The 23,308-nt window shown below is 61.8% G+C and carries 29 protein-coding genes; 3 read left to right on the plus strand and 26 right to left on the minus strand.

The features are described 5' to 3' along the window. Nucleotides 1-52: 52 nt before the first annotated feature. The 3 genes from ACYQ0Z_RS00765 to ACYQ0Z_RS00775 are packed head-to-tail and all read right to left on the minus strand — an operon-like array spanning nucleotide 53 to nucleotide 3,241. Nucleotides 53-808: a 7-carboxy-7-deazaguanine synthase QueE gene (locus ACYQ0Z_RS00765; protein WP_459863443.1), complete on the minus strand. Its 756-nt coding sequence runs from the start codon at nucleotides 806-808 to the stop codon at nucleotides 53-55. Between the two features lie 2 nt (nucleotides 809-810). Then, on the minus strand, nucleotides 811-1,275 hold the full coding sequence (gene queD / locus ACYQ0Z_RS00770) for a 6-carboxytetrahydropterin synthase QueD (protein WP_459863445.1): 465 nt from the start codon (nucleotides 1,273-1,275) through the stop codon (nucleotides 811-813). After that, nucleotides 1,238-3,241 carry a tetratricopeptide repeat protein gene (locus ACYQ0Z_RS00775; RefSeq protein ID WP_459863447.1) on the minus strand — a complete coding sequence of 668 codons (2,004 nt, stop codon included), beginning with the start codon at nucleotides 3,239-3,241 and terminating at the stop codon, nucleotides 1,238-1,240. Before ACYQ0Z_RS00775 ends, queD begins: the two co-directional genes overlap by 38 nt. Before the next feature lie 190 nt (nucleotides 3,242-3,431). On the opposite strand from ACYQ0Z_RS00775, the gene ACYQ0Z_RS00780 reads away from it, so the two are divergent. From ACYQ0Z_RS00780 to ACYQ0Z_RS00790, 3 genes are all read left to right on the plus strand, one after another. Further along, complete coding sequence (locus ACYQ0Z_RS00780) at nucleotides 3,432-4,601, plus strand: DDE-type integrase/transposase/recombinase (protein ID WP_459863705.1); 1,170 nt, start codon at nucleotides 3,432-3,434, stop codon at nucleotides 4,599-4,601. 123 nt (nucleotides 4,602-4,724) lie between these two features. After that, complete coding sequence (locus ACYQ0Z_RS00785; RefSeq protein ID WP_459863449.1) at nucleotides 4,725-4,913, plus strand: hypothetical protein; 189 nt, start codon at nucleotides 4,725-4,727, stop codon at nucleotides 4,911-4,913. Between the two features lie 141 nt (nucleotides 4,914-5,054). Further along, nucleotides 5,055-5,450 (plus strand): c-type cytochrome, encoded by a 396-nt coding sequence (locus ACYQ0Z_RS00790; RefSeq protein ID WP_459863451.1) that lies wholly within the window; start codon nucleotides 5,055-5,057, stop codon nucleotides 5,448-5,450. Between the two features lie 163 nt (nucleotides 5,451-5,613). Here the strand turns inward: ACYQ0Z_RS00790 and ACYQ0Z_RS00795 are convergent, their stop codons facing one another. The 23 genes from ACYQ0Z_RS00795 to ACYQ0Z_RS00905 form a co-directional block, all read right to left on the minus strand. After that, nucleotides 5,614-5,868, minus strand: a complete 255-nt coding sequence (locus ACYQ0Z_RS00795) for a FixH family protein (RefSeq protein WP_459863453.1) — start codon at nucleotides 5,866-5,868, stop codon at nucleotides 5,614-5,616. A gap of 14 nt (nucleotides 5,869-5,882) precedes the next feature. After that, nucleotides 5,883-6,335, minus strand: coding sequence for a FixH family protein (locus tag ACYQ0Z_RS00800; RefSeq protein ID WP_459863455.1), 453 nt, complete (start codon nucleotides 6,333-6,335; stop codon nucleotides 5,883-5,885). A 384-nt stretch (nucleotides 6,336-6,719) separates the two neighbouring features. Next, nucleotides 6,720-7,700 (minus strand): CopD family protein, encoded by a 981-nt coding sequence (locus ACYQ0Z_RS00805; protein WP_459863457.1) that lies wholly within the window; start codon nucleotides 7,698-7,700, stop codon nucleotides 6,720-6,722. A gap of 96 nt (nucleotides 7,701-7,796) precedes the next feature. Continuing rightward, the gene (locus ACYQ0Z_RS00810; RefSeq protein WP_459863459.1) at nucleotides 7,797-8,441 is read right to left on the minus strand and encodes a response regulator; all 645 of its coding nucleotides are present in this window, start codon (nucleotides 8,439-8,441) and stop codon (nucleotides 7,797-7,799) included. Then, the gene (locus ACYQ0Z_RS00815) at nucleotides 8,438-9,280 is read right to left on the minus strand and encodes a sensor histidine kinase (RefSeq protein WP_459863461.1); all 843 of its coding nucleotides are present in this window, start codon (nucleotides 9,278-9,280) and stop codon (nucleotides 8,438-8,440) included. Before ACYQ0Z_RS00815 ends, ACYQ0Z_RS00810 begins: the two co-directional genes overlap by 4 nt. A 302-nt stretch (nucleotides 9,281-9,582) precedes the next feature. Continuing rightward, complete coding sequence (locus tag ACYQ0Z_RS00820) at nucleotides 9,583-10,008, minus strand: Fur family transcriptional regulator (RefSeq protein ID WP_459863463.1); 426 nt, start codon at nucleotides 10,006-10,008, stop codon at nucleotides 9,583-9,585. A gap of 17 nt (nucleotides 10,009-10,025) precedes the next feature. Beyond that, nucleotides 10,026-10,862 (minus strand): metal ABC transporter permease, encoded by an 837-nt coding sequence (locus tag ACYQ0Z_RS00825; protein ID WP_459863465.1) that lies wholly within the window; start codon nucleotides 10,860-10,862, stop codon nucleotides 10,026-10,028. An 81-nt stretch (nucleotides 10,863-10,943) separates the two neighbouring features. Next, entirely contained in the window at nucleotides 10,944-11,786 is an 843-nt protein-coding gene (locus ACYQ0Z_RS00830) for a metal ABC transporter permease (RefSeq protein WP_459863467.1), read from the minus strand. A 39-nt stretch (nucleotides 11,787-11,825) separates the two neighbouring features. Next, entirely contained in the window at nucleotides 11,826-12,587 is a 762-nt protein-coding gene (locus tag ACYQ0Z_RS00835) for a metal ABC transporter ATP-binding protein (protein ID WP_459863470.1), read from the minus strand. Next, nucleotides 12,584-13,630: a metal ABC transporter substrate-binding protein gene (locus ACYQ0Z_RS00840; protein ID WP_459863472.1), complete on the minus strand. Its 1,047-nt coding sequence runs from the start codon at nucleotides 13,628-13,630 to the stop codon at nucleotides 12,584-12,586. Before ACYQ0Z_RS00840 ends, ACYQ0Z_RS00835 begins: the two co-directional genes overlap by 4 nt. Before the next feature lie 267 nt (nucleotides 13,631-13,897). After that, complete coding sequence (recO, locus tag ACYQ0Z_RS00845) at nucleotides 13,898-14,662, minus strand: DNA repair protein RecO (protein WP_459863474.1); 765 nt, start codon at nucleotides 14,660-14,662, stop codon at nucleotides 13,898-13,900. Nucleotides 14,663-14,694: 32 nt separating this feature from the next. Beyond that, nucleotides 14,695-14,823, minus strand: a complete 129-nt coding sequence (locus tag ACYQ0Z_RS00850) for a YqzL family protein (RefSeq protein WP_459863476.1) — start codon at nucleotides 14,821-14,823, stop codon at nucleotides 14,695-14,697. Nucleotides 14,824-14,907: 84 nt separating this feature from the next. Further along, a complete protein-coding gene (gene era, locus ACYQ0Z_RS00855) occupies nucleotides 14,908-15,816 on the minus strand; it encodes a GTPase Era (protein ID WP_459863478.1) in 909 nt (302 codons plus the stop codon). Continuing rightward, a complete protein-coding gene (locus ACYQ0Z_RS00860) occupies nucleotides 15,794-16,207 on the minus strand; it encodes a cytidine deaminase (protein WP_459863480.1) in 414 nt (137 codons plus the stop codon). Before ACYQ0Z_RS00860 ends, era begins: the two co-directional genes overlap by 23 nt. Nucleotides 16,208-16,251: 44 nt before the next feature. Continuing rightward, entirely contained in the window at nucleotides 16,252-16,893 is a 642-nt protein-coding gene (locus ACYQ0Z_RS00865; RefSeq protein WP_459863482.1) for a diacylglycerol kinase family protein, read from the minus strand. Nucleotides 16,894-16,907: 14 nt separating this feature from the next. Continuing rightward, nucleotides 16,908-17,384 carry an rRNA maturation RNase YbeY gene (ybeY, locus tag ACYQ0Z_RS00870; RefSeq protein ID WP_459863484.1) on the minus strand — a complete coding sequence of 159 codons (477 nt, stop codon included), beginning with the start codon at nucleotides 17,382-17,384 and terminating at the stop codon, nucleotides 16,908-16,910. Nucleotides 17,385-17,416: 32 nt separating this feature from the next. Next, entirely contained in the window at nucleotides 17,417-19,555 is a 2,139-nt protein-coding gene (locus tag ACYQ0Z_RS00875) for an HD family phosphohydrolase (RefSeq protein ID WP_459863486.1), read from the minus strand. A gap of 12 nt (nucleotides 19,556-19,567) precedes the next feature. Then, the gene (locus tag ACYQ0Z_RS00880; RefSeq protein ID WP_459863707.1) at nucleotides 19,568-20,494 is read right to left on the minus strand and encodes a PhoH family protein; all 927 of its coding nucleotides are present in this window, start codon (nucleotides 20,492-20,494) and stop codon (nucleotides 19,568-19,570) included. A gap of 57 nt (nucleotides 20,495-20,551) precedes the next feature. Next, nucleotides 20,552-21,742 (minus strand): sporulation protein YqfD, encoded by a 1,191-nt coding sequence (gene yqfD, locus ACYQ0Z_RS00885; protein WP_459863488.1) that lies wholly within the window; start codon nucleotides 21,740-21,742, stop codon nucleotides 20,552-20,554. A gap of 15 nt (nucleotides 21,743-21,757) precedes the next feature. Further along, on the minus strand, nucleotides 21,758-22,036 hold the full coding sequence (yqfC, locus tag ACYQ0Z_RS00890; protein WP_459863490.1) for a sporulation protein YqfC: 279 nt from the start codon (nucleotides 22,034-22,036) through the stop codon (nucleotides 21,758-21,760). A 104-nt stretch (nucleotides 22,037-22,140) separates the two neighbouring features. Continuing rightward, nucleotides 22,141-22,587: a GatB/YqeY domain-containing protein gene (locus ACYQ0Z_RS00895; protein WP_459863492.1), complete on the minus strand. Its 447-nt coding sequence runs from the start codon at nucleotides 22,585-22,587 to the stop codon at nucleotides 22,141-22,143. A gap of 16 nt (nucleotides 22,588-22,603) precedes the next feature. Continuing rightward, a complete protein-coding gene (gene rpsU / locus ACYQ0Z_RS00900) occupies nucleotides 22,604-22,780 on the minus strand; it encodes a 30S ribosomal protein S21 (RefSeq protein ID WP_054671155.1) in 177 nt (58 codons plus the stop codon). 163 nt (nucleotides 22,781-22,943) lie between these two features. Further along, a complete protein-coding gene (locus ACYQ0Z_RS00905; protein WP_459863494.1) occupies nucleotides 22,944-23,276 on the minus strand; it encodes a histidine triad nucleotide-binding protein in 333 nt (110 codons plus the stop codon). Between the last annotated feature and the right edge of the window lie 32 nt (nucleotides 23,277-23,308).

Raw genomic sequence — 23,308 nt, forward strand, 5'->3', positions numbered from 1 at the left:
CCCAGCGCGGCCCCCGGGCGCCGACATGCGGTCTTCGGCGCGCGTCGACGCCCTACACCCCCCGAGCCTGCGGATCCCAAATCACTTTGTGCAGCTGGAGGTTCAGCTTGACCTCGGCCAGCCCGTGGGTCAGGATCAGTTCGACCAACCGCCGCGGGGGCATGGTATCCCACACCGGACTAAAGAGCACCTGCCCCTGGGGACGGTGGGTGTTCAACACCTCAACGGCCCGCCGAAAGTCGTCCTCGTCAGCGATGACAAACTTTAGCTCATCCTGGGGCCGCAACTGGTACAGGTTGTCGACCACCATCGCCGCCTCTTCCCCCGATGCGGGCAGCTTGTAGTCGACAATATAGCGTACCTTCTCGCTCGGCACGGCCGCCAAGAAGGGGGAAAGGGGAACGGCGCCGCTTGTCTCCACGTGGACATCCACCACATGGGGCAGGTCGGCGAGGGCGGCGAGGAGCATGGCCGATTTTTCGGCATACATCAGCGGCTCCCCGCCCGTTACGCAGACGTGCCGCCACGGATAGCGTCCCACCGCTTCCCGAATCTCGGCCACGGTGAGGACACGCTGCGGTTTGTCGGGGGGATAGCTGTACGGCGTGTCACACCATGTGCAGCGCAGCGGACACCCGAACACGCGCACAAACACGGTGGGAACCCCCGCGCGGGTTCCCTCCCCTTCCACCGTTTCAAACAGCTCCACGAGGGGAAGGCGTGCCCGCCGCCACGCCTCTGGGTCGCGCACGCGGGCCGATTCCGCCCACCCCTCGCCGCCGAAAGAGGGCTGACCGTGGGCCGGCATCCTCACGTCGCCTCCATCCATTCCCGCTTGACGGCCGCGTAGCTCGTCGGCGTTTCCCACAAGACCACCTCTTCAACGCGCAGGCCCGGGATGCCCTCGCGCCCCAAGGCCTTTTCCAGCTCCTCAAACATCCACACCACCATGTTTTCCGCCGTGGTGTTCATCGGCGGCAGGATCGCATTGAGATACTGGTGATCGAGCCGGTCGACGATCGTTTCCTTGACAATGCGCTTCAGGTCGGCAAAATCGATCACCAGCCCGCGGTCGTCCGGGTACCCGCTCACGGCGACGCGCAGGCGATAGGTGTGCCCGTGCAAAATGGCGCATTTTCCTTCGTAGCAATGAAGATGGTGGGCGCTGTCAAAGGTGAACTCCTTGGCCACGAGCACGCGTTTCTGGTGGTAGCGCAGCTGCTCGCGCGTGATGTCCTTACCCAGCGTTTGCAGCGTCGTCGGATGATTGCGCATGCGCGGCATCACTCCTCTGGTTCCGACCTTCAGCCGACGGGTTTCGGCCCCGGCCAAACATGCGGATGAGGGAGGCGAGCAGGGCGTGGCGGACGAGCGTCCACAGCTCGCGCCACGTCAGTGGCTCATCCCAGCCTTTCGCCTTGGCGCGCACAAAGGCCTGCCGCGCCTCCGCCCACCGTCCTCGGCGCAAGGCGATGAAGCCGCGCAACAGCCACACGTTCCCGTCGTCGATTTCCGCTTCCGGCAGCGCATCGAGCAGCTGCGCGGCCGATTCGACATCCCCCTTGCGCAGGTACAGCCACGCCAAGCGCACGCGCGCCGGCAGGAACGCCGCGTCGGCCTTGAGGGCCGCCGAATAGGCTGCTCCGGCCTCCGCGCTGCGCCCGAGGGCCTCAAGGACCTCACCGTACCGGACCCACGCCGACGCGTCCCCTGATTCCACGGCGAGGTAACGTTCGTAGGCCTCCCGCGCCTCCTCGAGGCGCCCCATGCGCGCCAAGACCATCGCTTTATTGTTCCACATCGCCGTCCAGCCCTTTTCACGCTGGAGGCATTGTTCGCAGACGGCCAAGGCGCGTTCCAGTTCGCCGGCTTGGAAATAGCACCACCCGAGGCGGCTCCAGGATTCGTGGTCGTTCTCATCCTGCGCAACAACGCGCGCATACCATTCGGCCGCTTCCCGGTAGCGCCCCATCTTCTCGTAGGCGTACCCTTTGTTGTGCAGCGGGGTGGTCTCCTCGGGGCGCAGGCGGTGGGCCTCGTCAAACGCTGCCAGGGCCTCCTCATAGTGCCCCGTCTCTCCGCAGGCGATGCCAAACTGGATCCACGCCTCGTAGTCGTCGGGCACGAAGGTCAAGTAGGTCCGCCACAGCCGCCGCGCGTCCGGCCACTGCTCGCGCTCCGAAAGCAGGCTGGCGGCGCGAAAGAGGATCTTGGGGTCCTGCGGATCGAGGGCCAAGGCCTTTCGGTACGCCTCAAGGGCCTCGTCGTGGCGGCCCAGTTGTTCCAAGGCGTAACCGCGATTGTAGTGGCCCAAGGCATACGAGACGTCCAAATGGATCGCCTGGTCGAAAGCCCCCAACGCCTCCTCGTACCGCCCTTGGTCGAGGAGGAGGGTGCCGTAGTTGTTCCAGAAGCGCTCCTGGGCCGGCTCCCGCCGCAAGGCCTCCTTGAAGGCCGTTTCCGCCGCCTCCCAATCGCCCAGGTCGGTGAGGCACAGGGCGTACCAGTTCCACGCCTCGGCGTTGTCCCCTTCCAGGGACACCCAACGCCGCGCCAGGGGCAGGGCTTTGGCCGCTTTCCCCATCGACGCCAGCAGGCGGACGCAGCCTTCGAGCGCTTCGGGGTTGTCGGGGTTCCGATTGTGCGCCTGTTCATAGTACGCCAGGGCGCGCTCAAGATCGCCCAGACGCTCCCAGATGTCGCCCAAATTGAGCAGGGCGCCTTCGTCGTTGGGGCGCAGGGCAAGGACCTTTTCGTAGGCTTCCCGCGCCTCCTCGAGGCGCTCGTCGTTGGCCAGGGTCACGCCCTTGCTGTACCAGATGTCCGGGTTGTCCGGCTCAAGGCGCAACGCCTCTTCGTAGGCCTGGTAGGCTTCGTCAAACCGGTCGAGCATTTCCAGGCAGATGGCCCGCATCTGCCACCACTCGGCGTTGCTCTTGTCCAGCGCCAGCGCCTCGTCGATCGCGGCCAGCGCGGCTTCGTAACGTTCCAGCGCCATCAGGCAATCGGCCAGCCGATACCACGCCACCGCGTCGCGCGGATTGATTTCCACGACACGGCGAAACGCTTGCACCGCTTCCTCGTAGTCCTCGAGGTAGCGGTGGGCCATGCCCTTGAAGAACCATGCTTCGGCCATATCGGGATGCAGGCGGACGAGATAATCGTATTCCTCGACCGCCCGTTCATAGTCTTCCGCATTGTAATAGCGATGGGCCATGGACAGCCGTTTTTCCAAATCCATGACCGATCACCTCGCTTCCACAGCAAAAGGAACGAGCACCGCCACGGTGCTCGTTTCACCTGCTCATCAGATTGAGTATACCACACACAAATCGTTCATGCCACAGGGCGCAATCGCTCAGCTAAAATCTAACCGAAGGGAGACTGGATCACTCACATCGAAATCTTACCGAGGGGGATGTGACGTGACCATGTCTCTTCAAAGCCGTCGCGAATACCTTACACAAATCCGGAAATGGTATGCCAAAGCCTCGTCCCGAAAAGAAAAGTCGCGCATTCTCGATGAAGTCACGCGCGTGCTGGGGTATCACCGCAAGTACGCTATCCAGGTTCTCAACGGCCCGGAGTGGAAACCCAAACAGATCCGGCGCAAACGGCCCAAGCGGTATCAAGAAGCGCTCCCTGTCATCCGAACCGTTTGGGAAGCCCTTGACTACCCTTGTGCCGAACGCCTCCATCCGGTCCTCCTGCCGACTGCCGAGCATTTAGAACGCCATGGAAAACTTCGCTTAACCTCGCTCATCCGCCAGCAACTCGCCCAAATCAGCCGATCTACGCTCGCTCGGCGCCTGAAGGAATTCGATTCGCCCAAACCCAGACGCTTTATGCGCCCCAAACCCACCAATCGCTTGAAAAGGGACATCCCTGCAGGCCGGCTCCCTTGGAACGAATCCCGCCCCGGCGCCCTGGAAATCGATCTCGTCGAACACAATGGCGGCGACTCGTCCGGCCAGTTCGCCTGCACCTTGTCGGTTACCGACATGGTCACCGGCTACAGCCGCCGCCAGGCCATCCTCGGCAAAAGCCAAAAAGCCGTCTTCGCTGCCTTGGAATCCATCCTCTCGCAGTGGCCTACAGCTGTCCATACCCTCCACAGCGATAACGGTTCCGAGTTCTTGAACCATCATCTCCTCCGTTTCTGCAGGCAAAAGGGGATTGCGTTTATGCGCAGCCGTCCCTACCGCAAAAACGACAACCCCCATGTCGAACAGAAAAACCGCCAGTTCGTTCGCGAGATCGTGGGCTATGCCCGCTACGACACCCCAGAGGCTGTGGAGTGGCTCAACGCCGTCTATGCCCTCCTCGACCCCTACGCCAATCTCTTTTTGCCCACCCGCAAGGTCGTCGAAAAATCCTACGAAGGCAAGCGCATTCGCAAACGCTTCGACCAAGCCCGCACGCCTTTCCAACGCCTGATCGAAAGCGGCGCCTTAAAACCGGAGATGGAACACGTGCTCAAGGCTCAGTTTGAAACGCTCAACCCGCTCGATCTTCATGATGAGCTCGAAAAAATCGTGGCTCGGGGTCCTTGGGCTCCCTCCCCCGAGCCACCTAACCAAGAACCTCTTGAGGTCGGGTAGACCTCAACTCCATTTTCCTACCTGAGGGAGCCTCTTGCCAAGAGTATTCGGTTAGGTTTTTACGTGAGGGATCGGTTTCACTTCGGTTAGGTTTTTATGTGAGTTGACACGGACGCCCACGATTTGCGCTACCTCGTCGGCCATGCGCACCTGCAAGCCGCCATCATTCTGGCCCATACCGGGCGACCGTCGGACGCGCTTCGGCACCTGGAGAAAGCCACCTGCGCTGCGCATCTGACCGACAACGCCCACCTGCAAGCGGAGATTGCCCGTTGGAAAGACACGCTGGTTGCGCAGCAGCAAAATTCGTAAAGCACCCAGGATCAAGAAAAGAGCGGATGTTGGGTGCAGGGTTCGGCCACGATTTGTTCAAGACTCTGACACAACTTTTCCCTTGGCAGTTTTGCTACAATTAAGGGAGAATGCGCTTCTTTGACAAAGGGGGAGGAAAGGATGAAGAACCTGTTGTCCTATTGGCGTCCCGTGCTGGTTGCCGCTGCGCTCGCCCTTGCGCTCACCGGCTGTGGCAGCGCAACAGAAGACGGCAATCAAGGCACACAAGGTGAGCAGCCGGAACAAGGCCAGCAACAAAACAGCCAAGCCCAGCAACCGGCCAGCGGCGGGTACGATGCTGCGAAGGCGGAAGCCCTGTACAATCAAAGCTGCGCCGCCTGTCACGGCCAAAATCTGGAGGGCACCGTTGGGCCGAACCTGCAAACCGTCGGCTCGCGGCTGAGCAAAGACGAGATCTTGGACATCCTGCAAAACGGGAGAGGAACGATGCCGGGCGGCCTCGTGAAGGGCGAAGACGCGGAAACGCTGGCCGCGTGGCTGGCCGACAAAAAGTAAGCCGACACCCCTCACTCTGTCCCCTGCCGCGCCATCGGCGGCAGGGGAACATTTTTTTGGCAATACCCGTGTCCCCCCTCAAACCCGCACCTCGTCTGAGCGAAAAAAAAAAGCAGTTGACCGACTCCGGTCAACAGCCACCGCTTGGGATGTTACTGAACCGTCACCGTAAGCGCCTTGTGTTCGTGCAGCGAAGCTTTCTCGGTTGCGTGTGAACCCGGTACGTGCCCGGTTCCGGAAAAGCCACCGTCACCACATACGTGCCGGGCTGCTGCTCGTGGGCATCGGCAAAGGTTCGTTTCTGGGCGCCTTCCCGCCCGTATTCTAGCCGCACCCGGGCCCCCGAGAGCGGTTGCCCTCCTTGCGCCACGACGATGGAGATGCGCACCTCTTTCCCAGCAACAACCGGCTCGTCCATCTTGACGTCAAGGGTCAGCTCCCGTGATCGTGGGAGTGGCCCTCTTTTATCGGGGCTTCCGCTTCTGCCGGGTTCCCCACGACAAACGTGGTTTCCTCCATGCTGTGCATCTCACGGGCGGTAACGTGGTACATCACGTGGTAACGACCCGGTTGGTCAAGCCGTTTCTGGGCCTCATAAACGCCTCCTCCGCGATGCGCGGCGAGAAGGAATTCGTGCTGCGCTTCGCCCTCACGCCACAGCTCCACTTTTGCTTCTTGGGCATCATCCACCGGCTTTCCATCTTGCGTTACCGAGAGGCGGAAGCGCACCTCATCGCCCGGTTGTATCGATTGGGGTTCAATGGTCAAGTTCACCACAATCGGCGAGGACGAGGCAGGCGGCTGCGCCGCGTTTTGGCAAGCGCCAAGCAACATGGCCATGCCGATGAGTCCCGTCGCCATGCCCAGGATCCTGTTGATCCGCACGGATATCCCTCCTTCTTCTCCGTTGAGGATCGGTCACGGCATGTCTCTCCTAGTATAGGACAAGCGCGTTTCCTTCCCAATGGCCCTTAGGAGCTATGCGGCAGTTGCGATGGGCCGGGCTTTTGTATCTCCCCGTTTGGTTAAAAAATTTTCATTCGTCTTAGATTCTAGACAAATCATCATCCCCCCTCTATCCCTCAAAAGAGCTAAGTTGTGACAAAAGATTGTCTTCGTATTTTAAACATCCTGCCCATTCCGGGTACTGGCCCTCATTAGAACCGGCTCACAAAAAATCCTGAAGCCCAAGGCTTCAGGTCACTTTGCTTCATCCCGATTCTGTTGTATCGCTCCGTTAAGCGTTCGCATCGGCCCCCATAAAAGCCCTCAGCTCGGTAGGGAAATGGAAGCCAAGACCCCGCCGAGGATCATCAGGATCAGCGCGACCCCCAGCTCCAGCCGCAACGCCCAAACAAGGAGGAATCCTGCCCCCTCTCCCGGTACCTCGCTCTTCGCGTCCACATGGGGAAGCACCCGAAAGCGGATCCCGGCGGCAAGCAGCAACGCGAGGGTGGCCAGCGCCAGCTTTCCGGTCAAAAGAAGGCCCTCGCGCGTGGTCCACAGGTCGCGCCACGCGGTCAGCCGCATCCACGCAAGCAGCAACCCCGTTCCCCACCCCACCACCAGCACAGGCAGTGTTACGGTGAAAAAGCGGCGCAGCACAGGAACAAGCCGCGACACCGTCCCCCCGCTTGCGCGAACCTTGGCAGCGGAAACGGCAAGGACAGCCAATCCACCAATCCATGCCGCCCACGCAAACAGGTGCAGGGTGCGAACCAGTTTGGCCATCCATCCGTTCAACGGGGATCCGGGACCATCCAAGGCATGCGCGGTAATGGGAAACGTCAGCAACAACGCCACCAACAAACCGGCAAGGATCTGCTGGCGAAGGCGGGGAGCCAGGGAAAACTGTTCCAGCTGCCCCATTCCCCACAGCAACAGCGGTCGAAACCAGGCCGCAAAACCGATCGGCGTGGCGAACAGGACGGCGTGAACATTCAGCCAGAATTCAACGCCGAACCAACGACCCGCATTAAACCCCTGGGCCAAAAGGAAAACCCGAGTAAACCCGGAAAGGAGAAAGAACCCCGTTGCGGCACGGCGGACACGCCGCTGCACTTCCGGCGAAAACGTCCCCCGCTCCCGCAACGCCGGTTCCCGCGCCGCCGCCCAGGGCCCCACCCCCAGGATATACACCACCGCCAGCGCCACGAGCAGCTCGACAGGACGCAACCAGCCGTCCAGTTCTTTCAGGAAATCCAATAAGGGGCTGATTCCCGGAACGACACAGAAGATATAAGGATTCACTTTCTTCATCTCCCTTTTCCGACGGTTCCCGTCGGGAGCCTGTCCTTCTCCATCATGGCCAACTCCGCGGCATTTGCTGCACGTGGGATACCAGGTTTACGGCATCCACCCGCGCTCGTAGGCGTACCGCGCCAGCTGCACGCGGTTTTCGAGATGCAGTTTGTTGAGGATGTTTTTCAGGTGGTTTTTGACCGTGTACTCGGAGATGCCCAGTTCTTCGGCGATTTCGCGATTGGTCTTGCCCTGGGCCACCCGGTGCAGGATTTCTCGCTCCCGTTTGGACAACGGGCCGTCATCTTCTGGCGGGGCAGCACGCTGCTCCGTCAACTCGCGCAAGATGCACAGTGCCAGCTCCTTCGAAAGCGGCGCCTCATCGACGGCAACGGCTCGTAAATAGGTCACCCACATATCGGAAGGCAGATGCTTGATCAAGTAGCCTTGCGCTCCCCGCTTGATCGCCTCGAACAGGTGGGTGACCTCATCGGAAACCGTCATCATCACAATCTTAACGTACGGAAAGCGCGCCTTGATGCGCTTCGTTGCCTCCAGACCGTCCATGCCCGGCAGCTTGATGTCCATCAGGATGAGGTCGGGCATGTGCTGCTCCGTCAGGGCAAGGGCTTCTTCACCGCTCATTGCCTCGGCGACGATCTCAAACTCCGGCGCAGCCTGCAGGATGTCGCGCACCGCTTCCCGCGCGTGGAGATGATCATCGACCACCAACACGCGAATCCGCTTCACGTCATTCCCTCCTTGCGCACCTCAAACCGCGTGCGCCCATCCTCGCGCGACAGGCGCAGCGTCCATCCCATCCGCTCCGCACGGTCTCGCAGGATCTTGAGGCCAAATCCGTCGGGGTGTTCAAAGGGACACCCGGTAAACCCCCGCCCGTCGTCTTCTACCACCAGCGCCCATCCCCGTTCGGTTTCCCCACACCAAATGTACACCGACCGGGCCCGGGCATGTTTACGCACGTTGGCCAGCGCCTCGCGCAGGCAGGCGAGCAGTTCCACCTTCTCGCGGTTAGAAAGGCGCTCATCCGGCAGTGGCCAATCCACATGCACCTCCAGGTCCGTCTCGGCGCGCAACCGGTCGACAAGGTTACGAACGGCCTGCGGCCACGCCCCGGACTCTTCCGGGCCCTCGCCGGACGGGGAAACCTGCAGGTTGGCAATCGCCTGGCGCACGTCGTCGGATAGTTGGCGCACAGTCTGACGGATTTGGTGGAACACGGCTTCCTGCTCCGGCGTGAGGGCACGGCCTATCCGGTCCAGTTTCACCGCCAGCCAAAAAAGCGTTTGGGCAATGCCGTCGTGCAGCTCCCGCGCCAGGTTGGCCCTCTCCTCATAAGCAGCCTTCTCCACCTGCGCACGATGCAGATCGTGCTGCATACGCTCCAATAAGCGGAGCAACGGGCGCAGGAAAACCATCGACACCGCAAACACCAGTACCGGCGTGAGCCAGTTCCCCGCCTCCATCGACACATACGGCAACAGAAACTCATGGCGTACGTATTCCCACAGTCCCACCGCCAGAGGCGGGAGGAGCAAAATGGCCCACTTGACCAGCCTATAGGGCACGGAAGAACCTCCTCCGTTCCTTCCATCCTTCACCGCTTGTTTCGCCTCGGAATTGTACGATCGAGCGAAAATCCGGAATCACCCCTGTGGTGATCAACACGTCGTCCCAATATCTAGTCCCATTATAAAGAAAAAAGGGCACCCTTCATAGGCGACCTTCATTTTTCAACAAACCTTAAAAATTGTCGTATACATCCGGGTCTTTGGGCGGATCCACGTAGATGCTGCGGTATCCAGGTCCTGCAGGTACGTGGCGTCGTCGAGAACAATGACCGACTACCGATCGCGCTCGGCCAAGCGCCTCATTTCTCCCCTCCCTTGCATTCGCCGCAGTAGCCGTAAATTTCAAATTTATGCCCGGTGATCGTGAACCCCTCCGGTTGGCCGAAGATGGCGTCCATAGGGCACAGGTCGATGGCCATCGTTTTGCCGCAACCGGTGCAAATCAGATGGTGATGGTGGTGCCCCGCGCCGGCGCATGCAAAACGGTAGTGCTTCTCCCCATCCAACTCCGTCGACTCGAGAATGCCCAGCCGTTCAAACAAGGACAGGTTTCGGTATATGGTATCGAAGCTGACGCGGGGATACTCCTCCTGCATGTACGCCAGGACGTCCTTGGCCGTCAGATACCGCTTTTCCCGGGCAAAGATGTGCACCATCTTCTCGCGTTTCCCCGTGTATTTGTAGCCGTGCTCCTTCAAGCGATCCAGTGCCGTTTTGACGTCCATCCTTTTCTCCCCTTCGCCTACCATCGTTCCCGCAGGCGCCTATACGCCGCCGCCACCAGCAACAACACAAGGGCCACCAGGGTGATGGTCCCGCCCGTGGCCAGCCGGAACCCATAGGCCAACGCAAACCCGAGAACCACCGACAGCTCGCTGATGGCAACAGACACCACCAGCGTGCGCCGAAAGCCGCTGGCCACCAGCATGCCCGCGGCCACCGGGAGCACCATCAGCCCGGAGACGAGCAGCACCCCGACGGCGCGCACGGCAACGGAAATGGTCAGGGCCATCATCACGACAAAGGCGTTCTCCACCAGCCGCGCCGGTATGCCCACAAGCCGCGCGTACTCGGGATCGAACGTCGTGGCAAACAACTCCTTATACAAAAGGACGACGCCACCGAGCACGAGAACCGTAGCCAGGGCCGTCAACTGGACGTCGCCAGGTTGCACGGCGACCAGGTTGCCGAAGAGGTACCCGGCAAAATCGGCATTCCATCCGCCCAGCAGCCGAAACAGCACAACGCTGGTGCCGAGGGCCAGGGCCAACATCAGCGGAACGGCCAACTCGGCAAAATGGGCGTACACGCGCCGCAACCACAGGACGACGAACGCGCCGAGAACGGCAAAAGCCATGCCGTATGCCGGAAGGGTAAGGGACAAAAAATACGGGAGCGCGCTCCCCACCAGCGAGCCGACGGCAACCCCCGTCAGGTTCAAGTGGGCAAGCACTTCGCCGATCGCGGCAAGCCGGCGCGCGACGAGAAAGAGCCCGATGATCGGGCAGAGAAGCCCCACCATCGCTCCAGTAAGCAGCGCGCGTTGGGCCAGCGGCAGCGCAAGAATCCAGTCGACCATCGCACGCCTCCACCCTTGCGCTCTCCCGGCGGACCGCCATCATCCCGCCGCCGGGTCAGCGATCTTCACGTACAAAGCATATCACGGACGGAAGCGCAGGCCAATCTGCCTCACCGCGATCGTCGCCAGCAGAATTGCCGCGGCCAGGAGGACGATAGCCCCGCCTGTGGCCAGGTCGAGGACATAGGATAGCACCAACCCGCCAACAACCGCCAGCTCCGAGAAGCAAACGGCGTAGGCAAATACCTGCTTAAAGCTGCGGGCTACCTGCAACGCAGCAGCCACGGGCAGGGTGATGAGCGCGGAAACGAGGAGGATGCCGACGATGTTCATCGCCACGGGAATGACCAGTGCGACAACCAAGACGAAAAGGATGTGGATAGAGGCTTTGGGAATGCCGGACACCATCGCCCCTTCTTCGTCGAACGCCAGGTAAAACAGCTCCTTGTACAAGAGCACCACCATCGCGACAACCGCCAATCCCACGAGCAGCACGACGATCACGTCGGCGCGGGAGACGGCAATCAGGCTGCCGAACAGATACCCAAAGAGGTCTCCGTTCATTCCGTCGGCCAAGCTGATGAGCACCACGGACAGCCCCGTTGCGGACGATAGCACGATCGGGAGCGAGAGTTCGCGGTATGACCGGTACACCCGGCTCAGCCGTTCCACAAAGAAGGCGCCCGCCACCGAGAAGGCCATCCCCACGTACACCGGGTTCACGGCTTGCAGCGCCGGCACCGTCGTCTGCAAAAAGAGCCCGGCGGCGACACCGGAAAGGGTCACGTGGGCCAATGTGTCGGCGATCAGCGACAGGCGGCGCACAACGAGGAAGACGCCGATGACCGGACACACCCCCCCGATGACCAGACCCGACACCACGGCGTGTTGCAAAAAAGCGTGTCGCAAAACGTCTTCCAGCACGGCCGTTCTTCCCCTCGGTCAACGTGTTTCGCGTGCGCGTCAGTGTTGGTGTTCCATCACGCGCACGTCATGGCCGTACACCCGGTGGAGGATCTCGTCTTGGCGGGCGGTAAACGCCTCGGGATCCCCATGAAAGTACAGCCGCTTGTTCAGGCAGGCCACGCGGTCCACCATGGATGTGATCACCCCGATGTCATGGGAAACAAGCAGCATGGTGACGTTCAGCTCCCGGCGCATGTTCGCCAGCAGGGCAAAAAACTGGCCCACCGACTGCTCGTCCACCCCCACCGTGGGCTCGTCGAGGATGAGCAACTCCGGGTCGGCCACCAGAGCCCGGGCGATGAAGACGCGCTGCTGCTGGCCGCCCGACAGCTTGCCGATCGGTTGCCGGGCGTAGTCGGCCATGCCGACCCATTCCAACGTGCGGTACACCTTTTCCTTTTCCCGTTTCCCCATCCACCGAAACAGGCCCATCTTGCCGAACAGGCCCATCGACACCACCTCAAACACCGTGGCGGGGAAACCGGTGTTGAAGCTGTTGGCTTTCTGGGAAACGTATCCGATCTTCGACCAGTCACGGAACCGGGAAAGCGGCTCGCCGAACAGGCGGATCTCCCCCCTGTTCGGCTTAAGCAGGCCCAGAATCAGTTTGATCAAGGTAGACTTGCCGCCGCCGTTTGGGCCGACAATCCCCAGAAACTCGCCGTGCGTCACGGTTAGGTTGATGTCCTCGAGTACCGGACGGTCGCCATAGGAAAAAGTTACACCCTGCAACTGGACAACCGGGATGGACGTTCTCATGCCTCAACACCAAGGGCCTTCTTCAGGACAGCCAGATTTTCCCGCATCACGGTGAAGTAGTCCTTGCCCTTGGCCACATCCTCCTTTGACAAACCTTCCAGCGGGTTGAGCGTCAAGGCCTCGGCGCCAATCTCCTCACGCACCACTTCAGCCACCTTGTTGCTGACAAGCGTTTCGAAGAGGATGTATTTCGCATGATGGGCTTTCGCCAGCGCCAGAATTTCTTGCAGTTCCTTCTGGCTCGGCTCGTCGGACGGGGACAAGCCGGAAATGGCGATCTGCTTGAGCCCATAGCGGTCAGCCAAATACCCGAACGCGCTGTGTGACACGATGATTTCCTTGCGCGGGGCTTGTTTCACCGCCGCTTCGTACTCGGCGTGAAGGCGATCCAGCTCTTCCGCCAGCTTTCTATAATTTTCGTCATACGTTGCTTTTCCTTCCGGATCGACCCGGACAAACGCGTCGCGGATCGCCCGGGCGATATCTTTGGCCCGTACCGGATCCAGCCACACGTGCGGATCGTACGGCCCATTGCCGCGTTCGTCCGCATGTCCCGGCTCGGCTTTCGCTCCGTTCCCGTGGGCTCCGGCGCCGTCCACGTTGGGACGCTCGCCCGCCGCGCCGTGCAGCTTCCCACTGTGTCCGTCCTCCCCGGGACTCGACAGCAGGTTGACGTGCTCGGTAGCCTTCACAATGACCATATCCGACGTGTCGATGGCCTTCAGCACCTGGTCGATCCACCGCTCAAACCCGGCCCCGTTGTACACAAAGACGTCCGCTTCGTCCAGCTTGACGACGTCCTTTGGCGTGGGCTCAAATTCGTGCGGTTCCGCGCCCGGTGGCACCAGGTTGTGCACCTCGACACGGCCGCCGCCGATTTGCTCGGCAAAAAACTGGTACGGATAAAGACTAGTGTACACGGACAACTTCTTCGGAGCTTCCGGTTCAGTTGACGGCACGGTGCCTTGCCCGCAACCGGCCAGAACCAGCATCAGCACGAGACACGCGGCCCACCCCTTCAACCCGCGCAGTGCCCGTCCCACGGCACATCTCCTCCCTTATCGGGGCTTTGTACGGAACCGTTCCGATGCAACTCCCCTTCGATTATACGAAGGTGCCAGCCTCCTGTAAACAGGAACAATTTCGATTTAGTAGGCCACGCAGAACCCGGTTACACAAGGGGGGCGGCAACGACAGCAAATCGGTGGCGGCTCCTCGCTATATCGTAACGATTACGATTTTTATCGTAACGGGGAACGTTCCCGCTGTCAAGCCCATCCCCGTTTAAACAAAACGAGACCGGTTCCGCCTCACTCCAAAGGGGCCGGTCGTTCCTCCGTCCACGATTCGAGTCGTTCCAGCACGTCGCGCGACTTGAGGCGCAAGCCCACATGTTCCTCCCAAAACGCCCGCATGAGCCGGCGCAGCTGCGCCTTGGTTTCCGGCTTTACGTTGATCGTGCCGATTTGCCCGACGTCCACGCGGGCCAGCCGCCGCAACACGCGAACCGCCGCCGGGGCAAGGGGAAGCGCATCGCGGTCGGTCTGCTGGCATGCGGAGCAGAGAAAGCCGCCCTCGCGCACGCTGAACGCCGCCGCTTCTAGCCGGCCACAGGCGACACAGGCATCGAGGTGCGGCCGGAAGCCGGACGCAGCGAGGGCATGCAGCTCATAGATGCGGGTGAGGATTTCGGGATCCTTGCCTGCCTCGAGCTGCTGCAGGATCCCCACAAGCTGATCAAACAGACGCGGGTGCGCTTCGCGCTCGGCAAGCAGCCGATCCGTCACCTCCAACATATAGGCCGCATATGCCGTCCGGATCAAGTCGTCGCGGATGCGGGAAAAGGCGTGCAGGACCTCGCCCTGGCTCAGAGTGGCCAGCTCGCCTCCCGCATGGCACAGGTAAAGGCCGTGCGTAAGCGGCTGTGTAACGGCAGCCAGTCGGCTGCGCGGTTTTTTCGCGCCGCGGGCGACGGCCCCAAGCTTCCCTTGCTCGCGCGTGAACAGGGTAATGATTTTATGCCCTTCTCCGTAATCCCTTGTTCGCAACACTACGCCTTCCAACCGTATGAGCATGCCCGCTCTCGCCTCGATTCGCGAGCGGCTTCCTACGTCGCAACAACCTCCGTCACGTCACGTTCCACCTGCTGCTCGTGGCGCTTGCTCAGTTCCCGGTAAAGCAGGTAGGCCTCGATGTTCCCTGTTGCGGCGAACACGTCCCACGAGAAGTCGCGCACCGCCAATCACCCTTTCGTGACGGATTGGTTCCTGTATTTGTAGGATAGCCGCCCGAGTGCCCGCTATACTGGCAAACGCTGTCCTCACTCTTCGGTGAAACCAAAGTTTTTTAGGTAAAATTCCTGGTTCCGCCAATCCTTTTTCACTTTCACCCACAATTCCAAGAAAACTTTGCTCCCCAGCAGGCGCTCGATATCCTCGCGCGCCAACCGGCCAATCTCTTTCAGCATGGAGCCCTGCTTGCCGATCAGGATCGCCTTTTGCGAGTCGCGCTCCGTGTAGATGACGGCGTGGATGTAGACAACGTCCTTCCCCTCCCGCCGCGTCATTTCCTCGACGACCACGGCAACGGAATGGGGCACTTCCTCGCGCGTCAGGAGCAGCACCTTCTCGCGAATCAGTTCGGCCACGATGAACCGTTCCGGGTGATCGGTGACCTGGTCAGACGGATAGTACTGGGGTCCCTCCGGCAAATAGGCAAAGATGGTCTCCAGAAGCGTCTCCACATTCGTGCCGTTCAGGGCAGAGATCGGGACCACCTCGGCAAAGGAAAACGCACGGCGGTACGCGTCGGCGAACGCCAACACCCTGTCGGGGGAAACCTGGTCGATCTTGTTGATGACGAGAAAAACCGGCGTCTTGACTTCCCCGAGGCGCTCGAGGATATAGCGGTCCCCCGGCCCTAGGGGCTCCTCCGTCACGTCCGCGAGGAACAGGATGAGGTCCACTTCCTTCAACGCGTTTTCGGCCACCCGCACCATGTAATCGCCCAGCTTGTGCTTGGGCTTGTGGATCCCCGGCGTGTCGAGAAAAATGATCTGGCCGCGCGCCTCCGTCAGCACACCCTGGATCCGGTTGCGCGTCGTCTGTGGCTTGTCCGACATGATGGCAATCTTGTGGCCAATGGCCATGTTCAAGAGGGTGGACTTACCCACGTTCGGTCGGCCAATGATGGCCACAAACCCCGACTTATGCCCGCTTTTCGTTTCCATGGAGATCCCCCCTTCCAAAGGCGCCGGGCAACAGCTCAGCCACCGTCTTGACCTCCTGGTCTCCTTGTAGGTTGGCCAGAATGACCGGCATGTCCGGCGGACACAACTCGGCCAGCACCTGGCGGCATGCCCCGCAGGGCGGCACCGGTCTTGGGGTGTCGGCGATGACGGCGAGCTTCACAAAGTCGCGCACCCCCTCCGACACGGCCTTGAACAGCGCCGTCCGCTCGGCGCAATTGCACAGCCCGTATGCCGCGTTTTCAATGTTGCACCCCGTGAACACCCGCCCGTCGCGCGAAAGGAGCGCTGCGCCAACCGGGAAGCGGGAGTACGGCACATAGGCGCGGTCGCGCGCGCGGCGGGCATGTTCAACCAACGTGCGGTCATCCATGCGTTCGTCACCCCGTTCGATTCCGTTACCCCATAATCCCAACACTACAGGCGGGCGCCAACGCCAATCCCTAACAGGATGCCCAACGCGCCGCCGAACATTACGGGCACAAGCGCACGCAACCCCTTCCGTTGCCACATCCAGAGTCCAACGAGCACAAGCAGGCCCGCCGCGACCCATGGCCCGCCCAGGACAGCCACCAGGCCCGCCCCCCACAAGATCCGGCCGTCGACGACAGCGAGCGCCGACCACAGTGCCGCCAGGACCATGGCGGCGCAGGCGGCGACCAGGACATGCCCATCGCGATACGGCCACACGCCTTGGGTCATCCACTGCCACACCGGCGGGCCAAAGATAAGCAAGCCGCACACCGCGGCATATCCGGCCACGACCAACACTGCGCCCGCCGCGGCGTCTTTGGCCGCTTTGGCGAGAGGATGACGGCGGGTTGTGGCCAAATCGACCGCGCGTTCAACAGCCGTGTTGGTCAATTCGAAGGCCAGCACCAGTGCGACTGCCGTTACCACACGCCAAAACGCGGCTTCCGGCCAGGGCACAAACACAAAGGGGGCGAGGGCAATACTGGCGATGACAAGATGGATGCCCATGTTTCGCTCGGCGCGAACCGCAGCGCATATGCCTGCCCATGCCGAGCGGAAGGCGGCAAAGGAGGGCCACCGGGGCACGCGGAATCCCCCCTTTAGCGCCGAAGCCCGAACTGCTCCAGTATCGCTTCCTGGCGGGCAAACATCTCCCGCTCCTCGTCCGGCGTCTGGTGGTCGTAGCCCAGCAAATGCAAAAAGCCATGAACAGCGAGAAAGGCCAGCTCCCGTTCGAAGGAGTGGCCATACTGTGCAGCCTGTTCGGCAGCACGCTGCACAGAGATGACGATGTCCCCGAGGGGCTCGGGACCTTCCGGCGCCTCGTGTACCGCCGTTTCTCCCTCACCCGGCTCGCGCAAGGGGAAGGAGAGCACGTCCGTGGGCCGGTCAATGCCGCGCCACGTGCGGTTCAGTTCGTGGATCCGGTCGTCATCGGTCAACGTGACGCACACTTCCGCGTCGGACACGCCCTCCGCCTCTGCCGCGGCCTGCAGCACCGCCTCGAGCAAGCGCAGGTGATCACCGCGAAGCGGCGTCCCGTCGTACTCGGTGATAATGTCCACCCCAATGGCCATGATGCATCTCCCCTCATTCCAAACCTAACCGATCACCGCGCGGCGGCGGACGATTCGTCGCGCCGGACGTCCGCGGGGTATTCGATGCGCGAGTGAAACATGCCAATCAAAGCCTCGACGATCGTACGCGAAATGACTTCCAGCTCTCGGAGGGTCAAATCGCACTCGTGGAACTGGCCGTCGTCAAGGCGTTCTTTGACGATGCGCCGCACCAGGTGATCGAGCTGACTCGGCGTCGGCCGTTTCATGGACCGTACCGCGGCCTCGACGCAGTCGCAGATGCCGACAATGGCCGCTTCTTTCGTCTGCGCCTTGGGTCCCGGGTAGCGAAAATCCTCTTCCCTCACCTCGCTGTCCGGGTGTTGCTGTTTCGCCTTGTGATAAAAGTACTTGAGCAGCGTCGTCCCGTGATGCTGCTCGGCGATGTCGCGAATCGGCTTGGGAATCTTGTGGGCCTTGAGCATCGCCGCGCCGTCGTATGGATGGGCGAGGATGATTCGCTTGCTCAGATACGGTGACAACCGGTCGTGGGGATTCTCCGCCCCGTACTGGTTTTCGATGAAGTACTGGGGGCGCTTGGTCTTGCCGATGTCGTGATAGTACGCCCCGACACGCGCAAGCAAGCCGTTGGCGCCGATGGCCTCGGCCGCCGCTTCGGCCAGGTTGGCCACCACCATGCTGTGGTGATACGTGCCCGGCGTTTCGATGAGCAGCTTGCGCAGCAGGGGATGGTTCGGATTGGACAGCATGACCAGGCGAACGGACGAAAGAACCCCGAAGGCGTTCTCGAAAAACGGGAGCAGCCCTACCGTCAGCACCGTGGACAGCCAGCCGCCGGCAAAGGCAAAGCCCATCGCCATCAACAGCTCAGGCCACGGGAACGCCGAGCCGTGCCGCGCAGTAAGCAGCACAACGACGGCCGCTGCGGCAGAAGCGACACCGGATACGGTGAAGCCCGTCAGGAGAAAGTGATGGCGCTGGGTTATCCGCCCAATGCTGTACACCCCGGCCACGCTGCCGGCCAGCGCCACCAGCGCGTAGCGAAAGTCAAGGGGCAATTCGAAACTCTCGTTGTACAAGAGTGCGGCCAGCGTGGCAAACAGCATGGCTCCGGCAAGGGCCACCCGCTTGCCCACCAGGGCAGCGATCAGGGAGGCGCCCAGCGCGGCGGGCGCAACAAACCCGTGATACGGATAGGTCCGCAACCCCCACAGCGCGACGGCCTTCAGGGCAATCATCTGCACCGCGGCGATCAGCACCAGCATCAGCAAGGTGCGGTTGTCCCGCCGTGACGGTTTGCCGGTCGACGCCAGTGTGGCCCACAGAATGGCCACCAGCATCGCCGCCAGCCCGGCCAAGCCCAGCATGGGCCATGGTGACGGCGTCGTCTCCACCAACCCCAGCAGCTTGGCCTTGCGGTACCCCTCGGGCGTCACCAAGGCGCCCTTTTCTACCAGCACCGTCCCCTGCTCAATCGTTACCGGTTTGACGAGGGAGCGGGCGAGTGCCCGGCGTTTTTCCGTCTCCGCCTCATCGTAAAAGACATTGGGGACCACCGACGCCAGCACCAAGGCCCGGACGACGGTTCGTACACTGCGCCCCAGATCGCTGCGCACAAGCTGTTCGTCCACTTTTTCCCGCGCCGCTTTGACGCCGGTAGCCTGGTCGGTAACGCCTTCCAGCAGGATCTGCTCCACGGTGTTCACCGTGATGGCGCGGGCCACCTCCACCGTCTGCGGCGACAGGCGAGCCATCGCCGTGTACACCTCATCCGCCAACTCATAGGGAACGGCGGCCTTCAGCCGCTCAATCCGCCCGGACGCGGGGAGGTTGGATGAGGCGAGGGCCTTTGCCTCCGCAAAGACGCGTTCCAGTACCTCGATCTGGTTGGCGGTAATGCGGTCGTCGCGGCGAAAGACCGGCTCCACGCCGGCTTCGGCCCGCTGGCGCGCGCGCTGCGTTTCCTCGGGATCCTCCACGGTGTAGGGGGCAACAAGCGTCACCGGCGACGGCTCGCCCACCTTCAGCTCATAGGCGGTCGGGCGCGCGTGGGGAAGAGCCAGGGTGAAGAGAAGCCCCCACAGCGCCAGCAGGAGCCCTATGCGCACCACCGTGCTCGCGTTCCAGGCCCGCAGCACCGCACGCGCGTCCGACCGTCCGCTTCGCGGCATGTTGTCCCCTCCCTATCGCGCGGTCGCTCCAACCGTTTCCCGCTGCTCCTCGTATGCCTCGATGATCTTCTGGACCAGGGTGTGCCGAACCACGTCAGCTTGCGAGAGATAGATGAACGCGATTTCCGGAATGCCACGCAGAACGCGCTCCGCGTCGCGCAGGCCCGACACCTTGCCCGGCGGCAGGTCGATCTGCGTCACGTCGCCGGTGATGACCATCTTCGAGCCAAATCCCAGGCGCGTCAAGAACATCTTCATCTGTTCGGTTGTGGTGTTTTGCGCTTCGTCAAGAATGATAAAGGAGTCGTCCAGGGTTCGCCCGCGCATGTAGGCGAGGGGGGCAATCTCAATCAGCCCGCGTTCGATAAATTTGGCCACCGCATCGGGCCCCATGATCGTATGCAGGGCATCGTAAATGGGCCGCAGATACGGGTTGACCTTTTCCTGAAGGTCACCCGGTAAAAAGCCCAGGTTCTCCCCCGCCTCAACGGCCGGTCGGGTGAGGACGATCCGCTTCACTTCGCCGCCTTTCAGGGCGTTGACGGCCATCACGACGGCCAAAAACGTTTTCCCCGTCCCCGCCGGGCCGATGGCAAACACGATGTCCCGCTTGCGCATCGCCGCCACATAGTGGCGTTGGCCCAGGGTTTTCACGCGGATCGGCTTGCCCTTGAACGTCATCCCGATTTCCTCGTGAAAGAGGTCCACCAGCTCGTCCACCAGCCCCCGCCGGGCCAGCTCGATGGCGTATTGGATATCGCCCTCGCTCAGCGAAAAGCCTTTGCGGATCAAGCGCAGGAGGACGCGAAAGAGCTGTTCGACGCGCTGGGCTTCTTCGGGATCGCCGGTGATGGTGACCTCGTTGTTGCGGGAGACGATCTTGGCCCGCGTCGCCGCTTCGATCCGCTTGAGAAACGCGTCATGCGGTCCGAAGAGCATCAAGCCTTCTTCGGGATCGCGCAAGAGGATTTTGTACGTGACAGGTTGCAACGGTCCTCAGTCTCCTTGCTCCATGATGGGTTGCGCCCTGGCGATGTTCTCAAGTGTTACCACGTGCAGTTTCATATACAATGTATCATTCCGCACTTCGCTGTGCAAAATCTTTTCCCGCAGGATTCGGCCATCTTCCCCGATGCGGCGCCGGACGTCGGCCCGGGCCAGATGCTTCCCGATGGCGGCCGCTTCACCTGGCGCAACGCGCAGCTGCTGCAGCTCCGTTTCCATATAGATATCTTTTTTCCATCCGAGCGGAAGACGCCGACCGAACAGCTCGCCCTCCTCACGTTCCTCGACGACGCGATAGCGTACGAAAGGGACCGCCTCGTACCCGCGCAGGCGGATGCGATAAGTGCCGAGGAGGGCGTAGGTCCGGACAAACCGCCGCCCGGTGAGCACCTCGCGTTTCTGCACCAGGGGAACGGCCACCTCGCTCTCGTACCATACCTCCGCCTCCACCTTCCCCTCGGCGCCGACGATCTGCGCCTGTGAGCCTTCGCCCACCACCCCGGACACCAGCACCTGCCCCGGGACGACCCATTCATTGGGACGCACCAGCGGGCGACCGCGTTCCACAATCAGCCGGTGCACCATTCCGCGCTTGGCGGCCACCAGATGGCTCGACCCCTGTGCAGGGGGCGTTTCGGGCTTCACCTGCTCGACAACGGTAATGCGCACGCGCGTCCCCTTCAGCTCGATGCCCACCCACGCCACGTCAGGCAAGCGGGAAAGGAGCTGCCGCTGCAGCTCGTCCAGTGCGGCCAGGCGCGCACGCCACTGCCCCCGCTTGATGCCCAGCTCCTCGGCGACGCGCCGGACTTCCTCGTCGCGCAGGCGCTCGTTGCCGACCACCTCCACGTGCCACACCACCTGCGAGAGCCCGTACAACAAGACGGCAAAAAAAAGCAGACCAGCAATCAATCCCTTGCGCCGCAAAAGACGTAGCCGCCAAAAGGGCCAGCCCTGCTTGACCATGATGCGTGTCCGCATCCCCAACATCCGCCGCGCGCTTCGCAGTCGCCGCAGATCTCCTGCCCGAACGGTCAGGTACGCCTCCTGCTTGCCGACGACACGCACATCCCATACCTGCACGCCCTGGCGCACAATCTGGTTCAAGAACCGCTCCAGGTGCCGCCCGCGCACCGCCAGCACCACGTATCCCCACCACCATTTCAGCCACCGGTCGCGCACCGTCTTCCGCCCCCTCTAGTTCAAAAACGTGATGGAATCGATTTGCCCCTCGACAAACAGCTCTTCCGGCAAAATGGCCCGCAGCACCAGGTTCTTTCCGCGAATCACCAGTTGTCCGCTGGTGAGAAGGAGGCGCACCTCCTGCTCGTCAAACCACAGGATGCCGCGGTGGTTTTCGATATACACGTGGAAGGAGCCGATCATCGTGACTCGGGGTACATCGAGGAGGGCGTCATCCGGGAGGTCGAGTGCCTGCACCGCCCAGCGACGCAGCCGACGGGTCCACCTGGCCATGTGCCCCGCCCCCTTTTCTCTCACAGGAATATGCGCAGTGCGGACCGGTTATGGCATCCAATGAAAACGCCCATCCCGGCCGAGCCGGGATGGGCGTATGCGCGTTAGTCACCAAGCACTTGCTGCACCAGGGCGTTGACCCGCTTTCCGTCAGCACGTCCTTTCACCTTCGGCATCAGGACGCGCATCACGTTCCCCAGGTCCTTCTTGGACGTGGCGCCGACCTCCTGCACCGCATTGCGGATCAGCTCCAGCAGCTCCTCGTCCGACAGCTGCGCAGGCAGGTACTGGGTCAACACCTCGATTTCGGCCTTGACCTTGTCCACAAGGTCTTGCCGGCCGGCTTTCTCAAACTCGTGGAGGGAATCGCGCCGTTGTTTCAGCTCGCGATGCAGAACGGTGATCACATCGTCATCGGTAAGGGGACGACCTTTCTCGATCTCCGCGTTCTTGATCGCGGCCCGTACCATGCGAATGACCGAAAGCCGAACCTGGTCCTTTGCTTTCATGGCAAGCTTCATATCCTCGGTCAACCGCTCGATCAGGCTCATGCTTTCCCCTCCAACCTTACTTCCCCCGCTTGCGTGCAGCCGCCTGGGCCTTCTTTTTGCGACGAACGCTGGGCTTCTCATAGTGCGCGCGTTTTTTGACCTCGGCCAAAATGCCGTCGCGAGCCAGCGTCTTCTTAAAGCGGCGCAGCGCGCTGTCCAGAGACTCGTTCTTGCGGACGCGAATCGCAGGCACCCTCTTCCCTCCCTCCGCTCAAACCCTCACAGACCCAGTACCTTCCGTCCTGAAGTCTGTCTGTCTCATTATAGTACACGGCGGGAGGGCGGTCAACGACGACCCGCGTCTCGACGGCGTGCGCCCAGCGCAACGCCAGGGGGGAGCCCGCCGCGCATGCGGCTCATCCGTTCGTTCCCTTCCACCCCATCAGGTGGTAATGCAGGTGGAACACCTCCTGCCCCCCGTCCTTGTTGCAGTTGTTGACGAGGCGCATCCCCGTCAGGCCCAGCTTGCGGTACAATTCCTGCGCCACGCCGTGGATGTGCGCAATCAGGGGCAGGTCCTCCTTGGCCACGTCCATCATCGTCGGGATGTGCTTGCGCGGTACGATCAAGAGGTGGGTGGGAGCTTTTGGGTTGATGTCGTGGAAGACGACCACCTGCTCATCTTCATACGCCATCCGCGCTGGCAGCGCGCCTTCGATGATTTTGCAGAATACGCAGTCTTGCGCCATGATGCCCACCTTCCTCCTTGTCCTCCCGTTTT

It is taken from the genome of Calditerricola yamamurae (assembly GCF_054654135.1).

Bases quoted from the DNA above. Each gene is read 5' to 3' on its own strand.
- ACYQ0Z_RS00880 (WP_459863707.1), bottom strand. From the start codon at position 20,494: ATGCTCTTCGGACCGCATGACGCGTTTCTCAAGCGGATCGAAGCGGCG.
- ybeY (WP_459863484.1), bottom strand. From the start codon at position 17,384: ATGGCCATTGGGGTGGACATTATCACCGAGTACGACGGGACGCCGCTT.
- ACYQ0Z_RS00775 (WP_459863447.1), bottom strand. From the start codon at position 3,241: ATGGATTTGGAAAAACGGCTGTCCATGGCCCATCGCTATTACAATGCG.
- recO (WP_459863474.1), bottom strand. From the start codon at position 14,662: ATGCTCATACGGTTGGAAGGCGTAGTGTTGCGAACAAGGGATTACGGA.
- ACYQ0Z_RS00825 (WP_459863465.1), bottom strand. From the start codon at position 10,862: ATGGTCGACTGGATTCTTGCGCTGCCGCTGGCCCAACGCGCGCTGCTT.
- ACYQ0Z_RS00790 (WP_459863451.1), top strand. From the start codon at position 5,055: ATGAAGAACCTGTTGTCCTATTGGCGTCCCGTGCTGGTTGCCGCTGCG.
- ACYQ0Z_RS00895 (WP_459863492.1), bottom strand. From the start codon at position 22,587: ATGAGCCTGATCGAGCGGTTGACCGAGGATATGAAGCTTGCCATGAAA.
- ACYQ0Z_RS00835 (WP_459863470.1), bottom strand. From the start codon at position 12,587: ATGAGAACGTCCATCCCGGTTGTCCAGTTGCAGGGTGTAACTTTTTCC.
- ACYQ0Z_RS00860 (WP_459863480.1), bottom strand. From the start codon at position 16,207: ATGGATGACCGCACGTTGGTTGAACATGCCCGCCGCGCGCGCGACCGC.
- era (WP_459863478.1), bottom strand. From the start codon at position 15,816: ATGGAAACGAAAAGCGGGCATAAGTCGGGGTTTGTGGCCATCATTGGC.
- ACYQ0Z_RS00820 (WP_459863463.1), bottom strand. From the start codon at position 10,008: ATGGACGTCAAAACGGCACTGGATCGCTTGAAGGAGCACGGCTACAAA.
- ACYQ0Z_RS00795 (WP_459863453.1), bottom strand. From the start codon at position 5,868: ATGGACGAGCCGGTTGTTGCTGGGAAAGAGGTGCGCATCTCCATCGTC.
- ACYQ0Z_RS00905 (WP_459863494.1), bottom strand. From the start codon at position 23,276: ATGGCGCAAGACTGCGTATTCTGCAAAATCATCGAAGGCGCGCTGCCA.
- yqfC (WP_459863490.1), bottom strand. From the start codon at position 22,036: ATGGCCAGGTGGACCCGTCGGCTGCGTCGCTGGGCGGTGCAGGCACTC.
- ACYQ0Z_RS00780 (WP_459863705.1), top strand. From the start codon at position 3,432: ATGTCTCTTCAAAGCCGTCGCGAATACCTTACACAAATCCGGAAATGG.
- ACYQ0Z_RS00875 (WP_459863486.1), bottom strand. From the start codon at position 19,555: ATGCCGCGAAGCGGACGGTCGGACGCGCGTGCGGTGCTGCGGGCCTGG.
- queD (WP_459863445.1), bottom strand. From the start codon at position 1,275: ATGCGCAATCATCCGACGACGCTGCAAACGCTGGGTAAGGACATCACG.
- ACYQ0Z_RS00765 (WP_459863443.1), bottom strand. From the start codon at position 808: ATGCCGGCCCACGGTCAGCCCTCTTTCGGCGGCGAGGGGTGGGCGGAA.